The sequence below is a fragment of the Streptomyces sp. NBC_00223 genome, from assembly GCF_036199905.1.
GTDB lineage: Bacteria > Actinomycetota > Actinomycetes > Streptomycetales > Streptomycetaceae > Actinacidiphila.
The window spans coordinates 6802092-6815623 of record NZ_CP108109.1 but is presented as its reverse complement, the minus strand read 5'-3'; the positions used below and the strand labels follow the sequence as shown (position 1 = coordinate 6815623).

The window sequence follows — 13532 nt, the reverse complement described above, 5'->3', positions numbered from 1 at the left end:
ACGGTCCCCCGGCGGTCCTGGGACCGCCGGGGCACTCGTCGGTGACGCCGTCTCAGTGGGTGAGAACCGCGCGCTCCCCCGCTTCGAGCGCGAACGGCAGCGTGTTGCCGGGCGGCGGGAAGGGGCAGATGAACCCCTCGCCCAGCGCGCACGGCGGCAGCTCCGTACGGTTCAGGTCCACGGTCAGCGAGCCGTCCTCGGCCGGCGCGGATGTGTACAGGAAGCGGAACCGGAAGCTGGTCTTCCCACTGGTCCCGTCGGCGACGACCGCCCACAGCCTGCCGTCGCCCTCGACCGCGACGGAGAGCGTGTGCTCCGATCCGTCGACCGCGAAGGACAGTTCGCCGCCGAGGCCGAGCCCGCGCTCGCGCCCGTCCGCGTTGGGCAGCCGTACGGTACGGGTCTCGTCGAACGGGCGGAAGACGCCGGGCACCACCCACCGCCCGTCCCAGTCGAACGCCTCGATGCCGGAGAACGTCCGCCGGGCGGGCGCCTCGGGGTCCCAGACCCGGACCCCGTACGAGCCCTCGCGGGCGATCACGACGATCCTCCGGCCGTCCGTCAGCAGCAGCGGCTCGCCCTCGGGCCGCAGTACGGTCGACCCGCCGTCCGCCTCGCGCACCACCGTGTCGCCGTCGAGCCGCCAGTGCCCGGCCAGTCCGGGGATCTCACCGTCGGTCAGATCCTCCAGCCAGTACGTGCCGGTCAGCGCCAGCAGTCCGTGCGGCGCCGAGACGGACACGGTCCGCCGCTCCCGCCACCGCTCCCACTCCGCGCGGCCCTCCGGGACCGAGCCCGCGCCCGGTTCCGTTCCTGGTCCCGAGCCCGCTTCCGTGCCCGCTTCCGGGGCTGTTTCCGTACTCATGACGATCACGCCTTCCACACCGGTCGGGGGAGCCCGAGATGCTCCCGCAGGGTCGTACCGCGATATGCGGTACGCAGTGATCCGCGCTCCTGGAGCAGCGGGACGACCCGGTCGACGAAGGCGTCCAGGCCGCGGCCGCCGGGCGCGGGTTCGGGCAGCAGGACATAGCCGTCCACCGCGCCGGACTGCACATGCGCGTCGAGCCGGTCCGCGAGCGCGCGCGGCGGACCGAGAAGGGGGCCGGCGAAGAGGTCGGCGAACGGACCGCCGGGCGGCGGCGGTCCGGCCGCCCGCACGCCCCCCGGCTCCTCCCCCGGTTCCTCCGCCAGGACGTATCCGACGCGCGCCAGCACCCTCGTGCCGGGGCGCGCCCGCCGGACCGCGCCCGTGACCACGGCCACCTCAGCGGCCGCGTCGTCGCCGTCCCCGATCACCACGGGCCGGCCCTGCGGCCCGCGCGGCACCGTCAACTCCGGTACGGCGGAGGCCGGACCGGCCGCGCGCCCCGCGCTGAGCCGGTCGAGCGCGGCGATCCGGCGGGCGAGCGCGTACGGTTCGCGGCCGCCGGGGCGCACCGCGGCGGCCAGCCCGATGAGGTCGGTGACCGCGGCGAGGGCGTTCAGCACGGTGAGCGGTTCCGGCCCGGTCGCCGGGGGCGCCTGGCCGGTACGGCTGTCGGCGGGCGGCGGCCGCTCGGCGAGCAGCAGGAAGTCGAACAGGCCGCGTTCCGCGGTGCGCGCGAGCCGCACATAGGCGTCGAAGTCCGGCGGCAGCGCCCGTTCGCCCTCGCCGGGAAGCTGTACGGCCAGGTGCATCCGGCGTACGGTCCCGGCGCGCGTGCCGCCGGTCATGACACCGCCTCGGCGGCCCGGTCGGCGGCGGCGAACCGGACCTCGGGGCGGTGCAGCCCGAGGTGTTCGCGCAGCGTCGCGCCCGGGTGGAAGGCGCGGAACAGTCCGCGGTGCTGGAGCAGCGCGACCGTGCCGTTGACAAAGCGTTCCAGGTCGCGCCGGGGCTCCACCGGCCGGATGTGGAAGCCGTCCACCGCGTCGGACCGCTGCCAGCGCGCGATGAGTTCGGCCAGGTCGACCGGGCCGCCGCTGAACCGTACGCCGCCGGCGCCGTCCGCCACCGGGGCGGCCTCGACACCCGGCTCGGGCCCGAGTTCGCCGCCGCAGAGGTCGACGGTGAGGTCGGCGAGCACCCGCAGCCGGTCGGGGTCGCGGCCCGACCCGGCCGCGAGCCGCCGCAGTTCGGCGCGGATCTCGCCCGCGTCCTCGGGGCGGGCGGCGCGGACGAAGGCGATGTCGGCGTACCGGGCGGCGGTCGCGCGCGCGGCGGGTTCCGTGGCGTCCACCGCGACGACCGGCCGGCCCTGCGGCGGCTTCGGCCCTCCGCCGCCGTCCCAGAACCCGGAGACGGCCGCGGTCACCTCGGCCGCGAGCCGCCACCGCGCCTCGGCCCGCTCCGCCGCGCGGCGCCGCCGGGCCGCCCGCAGCGCGGCCGGGCCGTCGGCGCCCTGCTCGGTGGCCGGGTCGGGGGCGGTGACCGCCCACCCGGCCCGGCCGTGGCTGACCCAGTCCAGGGTCGCGACGGTCAGCGCGAGGTCGAAGGGCTCCTCACGGGCGGCGTCCACGACGGGGACCAGACCGATCCGGTCGGTGGCCGGGGCGACCCGGGCGAGTACGTCGGGCGCGCAGCCGTCACCGGGGTCACCGCCGGAGCCGTCCGCGCCGCCCAGCGTGACGAAGTCCAGCGCGCCGCCCTCGGCGAGGCGGGCCAACTCCACGTAGTACGCCGCCGGATCGTGCCCTCGGCCGTCGATCGCGGCGGCGAGGTGGAGCGTACGGGTGGGGCGGCGGGCCGACGTGAAGGCGGGGCCCGGGGCGGCGGAGGCGGCCGGGGAAAAGGTGCGGGAAATCGGGGCGGCAGGCATGCGAAGGCTCCGTGGACACGCGGAAGAGGCGGAAGATGCCTTCACACAGCCGCCGTGTCCCTCAACACGGCTGGGCCCAAGGGCTTGACACGAGGCTATGCCGATGCGGTAACCGGCTGTCAAGCATGTCCGATAGGTGGACAGCGCGTCTCAGTGCGGTTGACGGAACACCGGGCGGGCTGCTGCACTGTGCGCATGCGTAGCTGTCAGCTGGTCACCCGCGACCACATCGACTTCGGTCGGGTGTGGTCGTCCTCTTGTTGTCGCCACTGACGTTCTCCCGGCCGTTCGACGGATCGTCCCGCCTTCACACACGCATGCTCGGCAGTTCTCCGCCCCTCCCTCGGGCTCTGTAACTTTTGTGACACCCTGTAACGCCCGCGACAGCCTCCAAGGCGTCGCCGCTCAGCATCCGCAGTCGCAGCACTCCGCGCACTCGCAGCATTCACAGCAGTCGCAACAGCCGTCGCACCCGTCGCACCACGGGCCGCGCCGCTGCCCCGACCAGGCGTCGTCGTGCTCACGGCAGCACAACTGACAGGTGCAGCACATACCGGTGTAGACCAGGCACCCGGCGAGCAGCCCACGCCGCCGCGGCGGTCCGGGCGGCGGCGGAAACCCGCCGGGAGCCCCGGGACCACCGGGCGCGTACGGGTTCTGCCCGGGCGGCGCCGCGTACGGGTTCCCGCTGTACGGGTTCCCGCCGTACGGGTTCCCGCCGGCCGACCCGAGCGCCGCCGCCGGCCCGTGCCCCTCCGACGCGGGCCCCTCCGACGCATGCCCCGCGAGCCCGTCCGCCCCGGGCCCCTCGTGCCCCGCGCCCGCCTGATGCGTACAGGCCCCCGTCCCGAACGCCCGGTCCACCGACCGTCCCAGCTCGTGGACGAGCAGCACATGCGCCAGCCGCCCCGACGCCGAGTTCACGAACTCCACGTCCCGCAGCGCGAGCCGTATCCCGTGCAGCGCGTCGTCGCACAGCCGCCGGGCCTCGGCGGGGTCGGTGCCGGTCGCGGCGAGCGGGTTCCAGGCGCCCGTACGGCGGTCGGCGTCCAGGTCCTCGACCGCGTCCAGCAGATGCGCGAGCCGGCCGAAGAGCCGCCCGGCCTCCTCAAGTGCCGCCCGGTTGCCGGGCCGCCCGGCCAGTACGGCGGTGTGCCCGAAGGCCGCGGCGGTGGCCGTCTCGGTGGGTTCGGTGACGGTCAGCAGCGAGGTGCCGGGCCCGGCCGCCGCCTCGACGGCGCCCTGCCGGCCGACCGCGTCGAGCAGCACCGCGGTGTCGAAGCCGAGGTCCCCGCCGGTACGCGCCCCGGCCCGGTCCCAGCGGCGGGCGACCGTACGGGCCGCCGCGGCGACCGGGCGGCGGCCGAACGCGCCGTCGCCGTCCTCGACATGGTCGCGGACCTTGGCCGAGGCGAGCACCAGCGAGACCGCCGCGGCCAGCCGCGCGCCCTCCCCCATGGCCACCGGAGCGCTGCGCATCCCCCGCAGCGGACAGGGCCCGGCGGTGCGCCGACGGTCGTCCGCGGGCGTGGACTGCGCCTCGACCAGCACCGAGATGATCAGACCGTCGTAGTTGGTGGCCACTCGCGCGAACTGCCCGTGGCCGTCCCTGAGCGCGAGACAAAGTCCACACAGATGGGCGAGCCATGAGGCCGCCATTCCTTCCGACATCCGATGCCGGCACGGTCTGATGATCCCGAACATGGTTCCCCCGCCGAACTCGCTTCTGCGACCGGCGATCATTTTATCGGCCCGGCGTACGGACTTTCGGGCCCGCAGGGGTTGGAATCCGTGTCCCACGGGGTACCCGGTGGCCATGAGGCACCAGGTACGCGTACGGCCGTACGGCCCCCTGTATCACCCGGACGTGAAGCACGTTCCCATCGAACCGTCACCCCGCTTACACCTGCCGCGCGCTGACGGTACGCCACTATCGTGTGTGTCAGTACCGTCACAAGTCGCCTGCGTGGCGGCTATCCCTTTGGCGCATCGCGAGCATCATGGATGACGATAGGACTGCGGACGGTACCGACCGCGTGTGAGAGAGGAGGCGTCCATGGGTTCGGTTCGACGGGCGAGTGCCTGGCTGGGCCTCGTCGACGACAACAGCGGCGAGGGTTACTACGACGAGGAGTACGCCGACTACGGCGAGGGCTCCGAGCGTGCCGACACATGGGTGACCGATCCACGGGTCCGGGTCGCCGCCGAGTCGGCTCACGAGGAAGGCCGTCGGATCGCCACGGTGACCCCCGACGGGTTCCGGGACGCACGCGGTATCGGCGAGCTCTTCCGCGACGGCGTGCCGGTGATCGTCAACCTCACCGGTATGGAGTCGGCGGACGCCAAGCGCGTGGTCGACTTCGCGGCCGGCCTCACCTTCGGGCTGCGCGGCTCCATCGAGCGCGTCGCCACCCGGGTCTTCCTGCTCACCCCGGCGGACTACTCGGTCATGAACGCCGACACCCGCCGCGTCGGCGACGGCTTCTTCAATCAGAACTGAACGGCACCTCTGTCGGGGGTCCGGGGGTCGCCCCCCGGAAGACACCGCGACCAGAACCGAACGGCGCCCCTCCCGGGGGTCCGGGGGTCGCCCCCCGGAAGACACCGCGACCAGAACCGACCGAACCGACCAAGGCCCTCACCGGGCCGCGCGACGCGCGGGCCCGCCTCACCCGCGGAACGCGTCGAGCCCGGTGAGCGCCTTGCCCAGCACCAGTTGGTGCATCTCGACCGTGCCCTCATAGGTCAGCACGGACTCCAGATTCGTGGCGTGCCGCATCACCGGGTACTCCAGCGAGATCCCGTTGGCGCCCAGGATCGTCCGCGCGGTACGGCAGATCTCGATCGCCTCGCGCACATTGTTGAGCTTGCCGAAGCTGATCTGCTCCGGCCGCAGCCGTCCCGCGTCCATCCGCCGCCCGAGGTGGTGGGCGAGCAGGATGCCCTTGTGGAGTTCGACCGCCATGTCGGCCAGCTTCGCCTGGGTGAGCTGGAAGCCGCCGATCGGCCGGCCGAACTGCTCCCGGCTCCCGGCGTACTCCAGCGCGGTCTCGAAGCTGCTGCGCGCCGCGCCCATCGCGCCCCACACGATCCCGTAGCGCGCGTGGCTGAGACAGCTCAGCGGCCCGCGCAGCCCGGTGACCCCGGGGAGCACGGCGTCGGCGGGCAACCGTACGTCGTCCAAGACCAGTTCGCTGGTGACCGAGGCCCGCAGGCTCCACTTGTGGTGGATCTCGGGGGCCGAGAAGCCGGGGGTGTCGGTGGGGACGACGAAGCCGCGTACGCCGTCCTCCTCGGTCCGCGCCCACACCACCGCGACGCCCGCGACCGAGCCGTTGGTGATCCACATCTTGCGGCCGTTGAGCACCCAGTCGGAGCCGTCGCGCTTGGCGTGCGTGCGCAGGCCGGCCGGGTCGGAACCGTGGTCGGGCTCGGTGAGGCCGAAGCAGCCGATGACCTCGCCCGCGGCCATGGAGGGCAGCCACCGCTGCCGCTGCTCCTCCGAGCCGTAGCGGTGGATCGCGTACATGGCGAGCGAACCCTGCACGGAGACCAGGGAGCGGATACCGGAGTCGGCGGCCTCCAGCTCCAGGCAGGCGAGCCCGTACTGGACGGCGCTCGCGCCCGCGCAGCCGTAGCCGGTCAGCGGCATGCCGAGCGCGCCGATGGCACCGAGTTCACGGGCCAGTTCACGGATGACGGGCAGCTCACCGCGCTCGTACCAGTCGGCGACGTACGGCAGCACCCGGTCGCTCGCCCAGCTCCGTACGGTGTCGCGGACCGCGAGGTCCTCGGGGGTCAGCAGGTCGTCCAGACCGAGCGGGTCGTACGGGTCGAAGGACGGCTTGTCGGCGGGCATGGCTGGACCTCCGGCCAAAAAACTAGCAGTGGTAATCCCCGGTCGGCGCCGACGTTACGGCTCAGTCCGCCGCACGTCCAGCGCGTACGGCCGGGGTCGTCCCCTGCCGTACGGGAGCGGACGCGTCCTGGGACACCGCCGCCTGTGTTCCGCGGAGCCCGCACTCCATCACCTTCGGCAGCCGCAGCGCGGCGAGCGCGCCCACGCACAGCAGCGCGGCGCTGACCAGCAGCGTCAGATGCATCCCCGCGACGAAGGAGTGGCGGGCCGCGTGCCGCAGGGCCGCGCCGGAGCCGCCGCCGAGCCGGTCGGCCACGTCGTACGCCTCGCCGAGCGAGTTGCCCGCCGCTCTGGTGTCGGCGGCGCTCACCCCGGTGGCGTGCGGGGCATAGGCGGCGTTCATCACACTGCCGAGCAGCGCTATGCCCATCCCCGCGCCCAGCTGGTACGAGGTCTCCCCGATGGCCGCCGCGCCGCCCGCCTGGTGGGCCGGGGCCTCGCTGAGCATCGACTCGTAGGCGCCGAACAGGGTGGTCTCCAGGCCGAAGCCGAGCAGCACGAAGGCGGTGGTGAGCAGCCAGGGCCGGTCGCTCTGGCCCATCGCGGTCAGCGAGAGCACGGCGAGCGCGGTGAGCGCGAAGCCGGCCGCGACCATCCGGCGCGGCCCGAAGCGGCGCAGCACCCGGGCGCCGACCAGTCCCGCGCCCATGGCGGCGAAGGTGAGCGGCAGCAGTCGCAGCCCGGTCTCGAACGGGCTCAGTCCGAGTACGAGCTGGAGATACTGCACGGCGATGAGTTCCAGCCCGACCAGGGCCAGCATGGCGAGCACGATGCAGCCCACGGAGGTGGAGAAGGCGGCCTGCCGGAACATCCGCACGTCGATCAGCGGGTGCTCACGGCGGCGCTGACGGCGTACGAAGTGGGTCAGCAGGGCCGCGCCGAGCAGCAGCGGCAGGCAGACGGCCGGGTGCAGCGGGCCCGCGCCGCCGCCGAACCGCTTGATCCCGTAGACCACGCCGAGGAGGCCGGCGGCCGCGGTGAGCGCGCCTCGGACGTCCCAGGGACCGGCGGTGTCGGACCGGGACTCCGGCAGCAGCAGTCGGCCGAGCAGCAGCATCACCACCATCAGCGGGATGTTGATCAGAAAGACCGAGCCCCACCAGAAGTGCTCGACCAGGAAGCCGCCGAGCACCGGGCCGACCGCGGCGCCGACGGCGGCGACCGCGCTCCACACGCCGATGGCCGTCGCGCGTTCGCGCCGGTCGGGGAAGACCTGCCGGAGGATCGACAAGGTGGCGGGCATGATCATCGCGCCGCCCGCGCCGAGCAGGGCCCGGGCTGCGATCAGGACGTGCGGATCGGGCGCGAAGGCGGCGAGGGCCGAGGCGAGGCCGAAGAGGGCGTAACCGATCAGCAGGACCTTGCGGCGGCCGATCCGGTCGCCGAGGGTCCCGAAGAGGATCAGCAGGGAGGCGGCGACCAGCGGGTAGGCGTCCACGATCCACAGCAGCTCCTGGCCGCCGGGCCGCAGGTCCTCGGTCAGCGCGGGCACCGCCACGTGCAGCACGGTCGCGTCGAGGGCGACGATCAGCAGGCTGGCGCAGAGGACGACCAGGATGGTCCACCGGCTGACGGGCCGCGTCATAGACGTACCTCCACGACCACTGCTTCCTCGAACGGGTGAGTCGTCGCCAGCGTACGCGAGAGCGCCATGGCCGAACGCGGTCCGTGTCACGGCCTGTCACGCCCCTGAGCGGTGACCGGCGAGCGTCCGGCGGCGGGTTCGCGGGGGCCCGCGCGGGCCTCGGATCCCGCCCGCGGGACGGGAAACGCCGGAGAACAGCGGGGAACGTCAGAGAAAGAAGGAGGGAAATAAGCAATAAATAAGAAGACGGCAACGGTGAGTACCAACGCCCGAACATAAACTCCACGACCTCCTCCCATTCATCCCAATCCGCGTCCCCCAATGGAGTGGTGAGACCCACTCCACATCACATCGTCATTACAAAGCAGGCCGTTCAGACGACCTAAGCCGTCACACGCTGTAACGTCGATTGAGTGCGTACCGATGAGAGGCTCCACCGCGCTGCGGAGAGCCCGACCAGCCGCGACCTGCCGCGGATGAGCCGAACACGCGTATGGCTGTTCGGTTCGACCGTGGTTGCCTATGTGGCGATCGTCGTCGGCGTTCTCACCACTTCCAAGTTGGTGACGCTCGACTGGCAGGTGATGCTCTGGCGTCCCTACAAGCAATGGCCGCAAATCCATGCATTTCTGGACTATTTCGTGGTGCTCGGCCAGCGCGGTCCCACAGCCGTGATGGTGCTCGCCTGGCTCGGCTGGCGGGCCTGGCGGCACCGGACCCTGCATCCGCTGCTCGTACTCGGCACCTCCCTGCTGCTGCTGAACATCACCGTGGGGGCCGTGAAATACGGCCTCGGCCGGCTCGGTCCGCATTACGCGACGAGTGTGGGCTCCGCGGAGATGTTCGCCGGCGGGGATATATTTCCGTCCGGCCACACCGCCAACGCGGTGGTGACCTGGGGTGTTCTGGCCTATCTCGCCACCACCCCGCGGGCCAGGCGGCTGGGCTCCGTGGCCAGCGCGCTGCTCGCGCTCGGTGTGGGCGCGACCACCGTCTACCTCGGTACGCACTGGGTCAGCGACGTCCTGCTCGGCTGGGCCGCTGGCCTGCTGATCCTGCTGGCGCTGCCCTGGCTGGAGCCCACCATGGCCCGGATGGAGGAATGGCTGACGGCCGCCTGGTCCCGCGTCCGCGGGAACCCGCGGGCCGACGCGGTGACCGGTCCTGCGCTGATGCCGCCGCCGGCCGAGGAGAACGAGCCCGACCGGGAGACGGTCGGCGCCCTGCCGCGCGGCACCGTGACGGCCACCGCGCCGGGCGCCAACGCCCCGCACGCCCCCGGCCGCCCGCCCGGCGGCCGCCACCACGAGCGCACCCCGCTCACCCCGGTCGGCAGCCGCCGCCCGCCGGTGGAGCGCCCGGCCCGCCCGGCGCCTCCGCTCAGCCCAGCCAGCAGTGCCGGACGCGGCCCGCGTCCACGGTGAAGTTCAGCCGCCCGACCACGTACTCCATGGTCACCACCGAGTCGGGCGGCAGACTGCGCACGGTGGTCCAGCCGCGCTCGCGGGCCCGGCGTTCGGCTTCGGGCTGAGCCAGGCCGACATACGCGTCGAGGTCGTCGTGCGGATTGCTTCCCGGAGGGTTCGGTAGCGGCGCCATACCCGCCACGGTATTCGGTGAATACCCGCCGGTCACTTATTGGCGCGGGCACACAGCTCACGCACAGTATTCGCACAATTTCCGCCGGCGCCGTCGTTCATCGAAGGCGGCGGCGGACCTTTCCGGCCATCGCCCGGGCCAGATCCCGCCCCGACAGCAGCGCGCCGAGGGTACGGCCGACGCCCGCCCGCAGCGCGGCGCTGAGCCGGGCGCCCCGCCGGGACCTGGCGGCCAGCAGCGACTGGTAGAGCCGTAGATGGCGGTCGGCGATCCTGGCCGGGTCGAAGCGCTCGGCGGAGGCCAGCGCGGCGCGGCCCATGGCCCGGCGGCGCTCGTCGTCCTCGGCCAGGGCGAGCAGGGCGGCCGCAATGGCGTCGACGTCCCCCGGCGGTACGAGCAGCCCGTCCACGCCGTCGGTGATGATCTCGCGCGGACCGAGCGGGCAGTCGGTGGACACCACCGGCAGTCCGGCCCGCATGGCCTCCACGATGGTCATCCCGAAGGACTCCACGGTGGAGGTGACGGCCAGGACCGACGCCTTGGCCAGCTCCGGCTCCAGCGGGGAGACCGGGCCCATCAGCGTCACATGCTTGCCGACGTCCAGCTCCTTGATCAGCGCCGCCAGGCTCGCGCGCTTGGGGCCCGAGCCGTACACCCGCAGGGTCCAGTCGGGGCGGGCGGCGCGGACGGTGGCGAAGGCCCGGATCAGGTCGTCGTAGCGCTTGCCCTCGGCCAGCCGGCCGGCCGCCACCACGACCGGCGCCGAGCAGTCCGAGGGCGGGAGCGTACTGGCCGGCGCGCTGTTGGGCACGGCGCTGACCGGAACGCCCGGCAGCCGTCTGCGGTAGGCGGCCGCGTCGGCCACAGTGGTGCAGGTCACCGCGTCCAGGCCCGGGTAGCCGCGGCGCAGCGTGCGGACCAGCCGGGCCGGGTGGGTGTCCAGGGTCAGGTGCTCCTGGGCGACCCGGACCAGCCGGCGCGGGGCCTGGCGGGCGAGGTGCACATTGAGGCCGGGCCGGGTGCCCACGACCACGTCGGAGTCCAGCTCCGCCAGCGTGGCGCCGATCAGTTCGTCGGTGAGCGCGCTGTACATCGCGCTCCGGCTGTCGGAGGACGGGAAGACCGCCGACGGCCGCGCGTGCAGCGGGTGGTCGAGGACGCTGTCCGGGCTGCTTTTCCGGATGTCGGCCAGATACCGCATCCGGATACGCGGATCGAAGTCGAAGACCAGATCGTCGCGGTGGCGGAAGACCGAGACGATCTCCACCTCGTGCTCGCCGACGAGTTGGCCGGCCAGATTGCACGTGGTGCGGATGGTGCCGCCTATGCCGTACGCCGTGTGGATCAGGAAAGTGATGCGCATACGTGTCCCAAGTCGCCCGGCCGGGCGCCCGGCCTTGTCTCCCGCGTGTCACCGCGCGGGAGCGGGCCGACGGGCTTCTCCGCCGACCCTAGCAACAGCCGAGAGCTGCCCGGGAGTTCCGGGGCACGGCGGCGGCCGGGGCCGGCGGGAGCGGATGGACGGCCGCACGCGACTGCGCGGCCGGGGGCGACAGGTGACGGGGTGATGGTGGAGGGGCCGCGCTCAGCCGGGCGGCCGGGAGCGGCGGGGGTACGGGGTCAGGAGAGCGACAGCACCGTTCCGGTCTCGATCTCGTCCGGGTCGGAGCCGATCACGTCCTTGTTGAGCTGGTAGAGCGACCACCAGCCGCCGTCGACGTGGTAGTCCTCGGCGATGGAGGACAGCGACTCGCCCTCCTTGACGGTGTGCACCGGGTGGGCGTGGCCGGTGTGGCCGGCGCGGCGCGCGCAGACCGGCCAGGCGTCCCAGCCCTGGACCCGCAGGACCTCCTCGGCGACCGCGATCTGCTGCTCGGGGGTGGCGAGGTCGGCGCGGGGGGCGTACTTGAGGCCGCCGAACTGCACCCAGGTGGGCTGCCAGAACTGCAGACCTCCGTAGTAGTGGTTCCCCGTGTTGATGTGCCAGTCGCCGCTGCTCTCGCACATGGCGATGTCGTCCCAGACCGACCGGTCCCGGGAGGAGGCCGTCGCGGGGGTGTCCTGCGGCGCCGCGACGGCGGGGGCCTCGGGGGCGGGGGCCGCGGCGACGGGGGCCGGGGCGGCCTGCGGGACGTCGTCGGCCGGCGGGAGGACCTGGACGACGCCGGCGGGTACGGTGGCGGCCCGGCGCCCGGTTCCGGCGGCCGCGGCGGGCTGCGCGAGCAGCGGCAGCAGGGCGACGGCACCGAGGGCGGCCAGCACCCCGGCGGCACGGGTGCCGTGGGTGCGGGCGAGTGCGCCTCGCCTGATATCGATTTGACGATTATTCGACAGTTCGATCATCAGGCCACGCTAGGCACGGTCTCGCCCCACTCCCCCGGCAACACGGCCCGCCGTGCCGCCCGCCCACCCGGGTGGACCACACCCGGGACCCGCGAACGGCGGAATCAGGGCCGCCCAGACCGTGACTCCCGCGTCGGGCCGTCCGTTGTCACTGTGCGCCGGGCAGGCCCGGCCGCCGGATCGTCCGGACCGTGTGACCGCACCACCGCACTTCCAAGGAGACTCCCGTGGCGCCCATGCTCGACGTGAGCGACGAGGTACGAGCCGAGATCGGCGAGGAGGAGACGCTGCGCCTCCTCGCGGGTGACAACGCGCCGGGGACGTACGACTGCACGTCCTGCCGGACCCCCGGCGACACCGGCCAGGAGCGGACCAGCACCGTGCTGTTCGTCGGCGACGAGACCGCTGTGCTGGCGTTCGCGCACGCGGCGTGCATTCCCTCGCAGGTCGTGCCGGTCTCGGAGGCGCAGTTGCAGGGCGCTGTGCGCAGCATCTCGATCGGCGGGCGCGGTGACGCCGGGGGCTCCCAGGGTGGTCGGGGCGGACCCGGGGGTCAGGGTGCTCCGGGCGTCGGCGCGCCCGCGCCCGCGCCAGCGCCCGCCGAGGTGCCCGCGGCCGGGCCCCGGCAGGCGGTGCTGGGCATCACCTGCGGGCTGATCATCGTCGAGGAGCAGCTGCGGCCGGCCCTGGTGGTCGAGCCGACCGGTCCGGTGGCCCGGGTGGGCGCGACCGGCGGGGGCGACGACTTCCTGCCGCTGCTGATCGAGCAGGGCTTCGTACCGCAGCTCGACCTGGAGGCGCGGCCGTCGCCGCTGGCCGGGTGGTCGGTGCTGCTGGCGATGGGCAAGCTGCACGCGGTGCTCCAGCCCGGCGTCGGCGGCGGCCCGGCCACCGCGTGGTGGCAGGCCCATCAGCCGCTCCAGGTCAGCGACGGCTGGCGGGCGGCGGTCGGCCGCACCAATGAGGTGTACGTGTACGCGGGCCCGGCCGGCGCGGTCGGCCGCCAGCCGCGCGAGGACCTGATGCGCGACGCGCTGGCCCGGGCCTGCGCCCGGGGCCTGCTGGTGGCGGCGACGATGCCGCTCTCCGGCACATAACCGCCTACCGGCGGCCCGACCCCACCACAGCGCCGCCGTACGCCCTCCCCCCGCCGCCGCGGCGGCAAAGACTGCCCTCCGGGCACAGGTTCCCGGCTCCCGGCAGAACCCGCGCCGGGGAGCGGCACGCGCGCCCGTCTCCCGCCGCCGCGGCGGGACGCGGGACCGCACGGCGAGTTCGGCACCGC

At 73.7% G+C, this 13532-nt stretch carries 12 protein-coding genes; 3 read left to right on the top strand and 9 right to left on the bottom strand.

Annotated features, from left to right (window positions below; translation table 11 throughout):
- Positions 1 to 52: 52 nt before the first annotated feature.
- From OHA30_RS29100 to OHA30_RS29085, 4 genes are all read right to left on the bottom strand, one after another.
- Positions 53 to 865, bottom strand: a complete 813-nt coding sequence (locus tag OHA30_RS29100) for a DUF1684 domain-containing protein (RefSeq protein WP_328916842.1) — start codon at positions 863 to 865, stop codon at positions 53 to 55.
- A gap of 5 nt (positions 866 to 870) precedes the next feature.
- Positions 871 to 1716, bottom strand: coding sequence for an LLM class flavin-dependent oxidoreductase (locus OHA30_RS29095; RefSeq protein WP_328916841.1), 846 nt, complete (start codon positions 1714 to 1716; stop codon positions 871 to 873).
- Positions 1713 to 2801 carry an LLM class flavin-dependent oxidoreductase gene (locus OHA30_RS29090; RefSeq protein ID WP_328916840.1) on the bottom strand — a complete coding sequence of 363 codons (1089 nt, stop codon included), beginning with the start codon at positions 2799 to 2801 and terminating at the stop codon, positions 1713 to 1715. Before OHA30_RS29090 ends, OHA30_RS29095 begins: the two co-directional genes overlap by 4 nt.
- Positions 2802 to 3206: 405 nt before the next feature.
- On the bottom strand, positions 3207 to 4505 hold the full coding sequence (locus OHA30_RS29085; RefSeq protein WP_328916839.1) for a DUF5685 family protein: 1299 nt from the start codon (positions 4503 to 4505) through the stop codon (positions 3207 to 3209).
- 352 nt (positions 4506 to 4857) lie between these two features.
- Here OHA30_RS29085 and OHA30_RS29080 point away from each other — a divergent pair, with 352 nt between their 5' ends.
- Entirely contained in the window at positions 4858 to 5301 is a 444-nt protein-coding gene (locus OHA30_RS29080) for a cell division protein SepF (RefSeq protein WP_328916838.1), read from the top strand.
- A gap of 168 nt (positions 5302 to 5469) precedes the next feature.
- Here the strand turns inward: OHA30_RS29080 and OHA30_RS29075 are convergent, their stop codons facing one another.
- Positions 5470 to 6660 carry an acyl-CoA dehydrogenase family protein gene (locus OHA30_RS29075; protein ID WP_328916837.1) on the bottom strand — a complete coding sequence of 397 codons (1191 nt, stop codon included), beginning with the start codon at positions 6658 to 6660 and terminating at the stop codon, positions 5470 to 5472.
- 61 nt (positions 6661 to 6721) lie between these two features.
- On the bottom strand, positions 6722 to 8305 hold the full coding sequence (locus tag OHA30_RS29070) for an MFS transporter (RefSeq protein ID WP_328916836.1): 1584 nt from the start codon (positions 8303 to 8305) through the stop codon (positions 6722 to 6724).
- Between the two features lie 413 nt (positions 8306 to 8718).
- On the opposite strand from OHA30_RS29070, the gene OHA30_RS29065 reads away from it, so the two are divergent.
- Positions 8719 to 9729, top strand: a complete 1011-nt coding sequence (locus tag OHA30_RS29065; RefSeq protein WP_328916835.1) for a phosphatase PAP2 family protein — start codon at positions 8719 to 8721, stop codon at positions 9727 to 9729.
- Here OHA30_RS29065 and OHA30_RS29060 read toward each other — a convergent pair.
- The 3 genes from OHA30_RS29060 to OHA30_RS29050 form a co-directional block, all read right to left on the bottom strand.
- Positions 9686 to 9904, bottom strand: a complete 219-nt coding sequence (locus tag OHA30_RS29060; protein WP_328916834.1) for an I78 family peptidase inhibitor — start codon at positions 9902 to 9904, stop codon at positions 9686 to 9688. The genes OHA30_RS29065 and OHA30_RS29060 overlap by 44 nt on opposite strands.
- Before the next feature lie 97 nt (positions 9905 to 10001).
- A complete protein-coding gene (locus OHA30_RS29055) occupies positions 10002 to 11267 on the bottom strand; it encodes a glycosyltransferase family 4 protein (RefSeq protein WP_328916833.1) in 1266 nt (421 codons plus the stop codon).
- Positions 11268 to 11524: 257 nt separating this feature from the next.
- The gene (locus OHA30_RS29050) at positions 11525 to 12247 is read right to left on the bottom strand and encodes a LysM peptidoglycan-binding domain-containing protein (RefSeq protein WP_328916832.1); all 723 of its coding nucleotides are present in this window, start codon (positions 12245 to 12247) and stop codon (positions 11525 to 11527) included.
- Positions 12248 to 12483: 236 nt separating this feature from the next.
- Between OHA30_RS29050 and OHA30_RS29045 the strand changes: the two genes are divergently transcribed.
- On the top strand, positions 12484 to 13344 hold the full coding sequence (locus OHA30_RS29045) for a hypothetical protein (protein WP_405786038.1): 861 nt from the start codon (positions 12484 to 12486) through the stop codon (positions 13342 to 13344).
- The last annotated feature ends 188 nt before the right edge of the window (positions 13345 to 13532 follow it).

Excerpts from the sequence above, each read along its gene's own strand:
- OHA30_RS29100 (WP_328916842.1), bottom strand. The coding sequence starts at position 865 with ATGAGTACGGAAACAGCCCCGGAAGCGGGCACGGAAGCGGGCTCGGGA.
- OHA30_RS29095 (WP_328916841.1), bottom strand. The coding sequence starts at position 1,716 with ATGACCGGCGGCACGCGCGCCGGGACCGTACGCCGGATGCACCTGGCC.
- OHA30_RS29090 (WP_328916840.1), bottom strand. The coding sequence starts at position 2,801 with ATGCCTGCCGCCCCGATTTCCCGCACCTTTTCCCCGGCCGCCTCCGCC.
- OHA30_RS29085 (WP_328916839.1), bottom strand. The coding sequence starts at position 4,505 with ATGTTCGGGATCATCAGACCGTGCCGGCATCGGATGTCGGAAGGAATG.
- OHA30_RS29080 (WP_328916838.1), top strand. The coding sequence starts at position 4,858 with ATGGGTTCGGTTCGACGGGCGAGTGCCTGGCTGGGCCTCGTCGACGAC.
- OHA30_RS29075 (WP_328916837.1), bottom strand. The coding sequence starts at position 6,660 with ATGCCCGCCGACAAGCCGTCCTTCGACCCGTACGACCCGCTCGGTCTG.
- OHA30_RS29070 (WP_328916836.1), bottom strand. The coding sequence starts at position 8,305 with ATGACGCGGCCCGTCAGCCGGTGGACCATCCTGGTCGTCCTCTGCGCC.
- OHA30_RS29060 (WP_328916834.1), bottom strand. The coding sequence starts at position 9,904 with ATGGCGCCGCTACCGAACCCTCCGGGAAGCAATCCGCACGACGACCTC.
- OHA30_RS29055 (WP_328916833.1), bottom strand. The coding sequence starts at position 11,267 with ATGCGCATCACTTTCCTGATCCACACGGCGTACGGCATAGGCGGCACC.
- OHA30_RS29050 (WP_328916832.1), bottom strand. The coding sequence starts at position 12,247 with ATGATCGAACTGTCGAATAATCGTCAAATCGATATCAGGCGAGGCGCA.
- OHA30_RS29045 (WP_405786038.1), top strand. The coding sequence starts at position 12,484 with ATGCTCGACGTGAGCGACGAGGTACGAGCCGAGATCGGCGAGGAGGAG.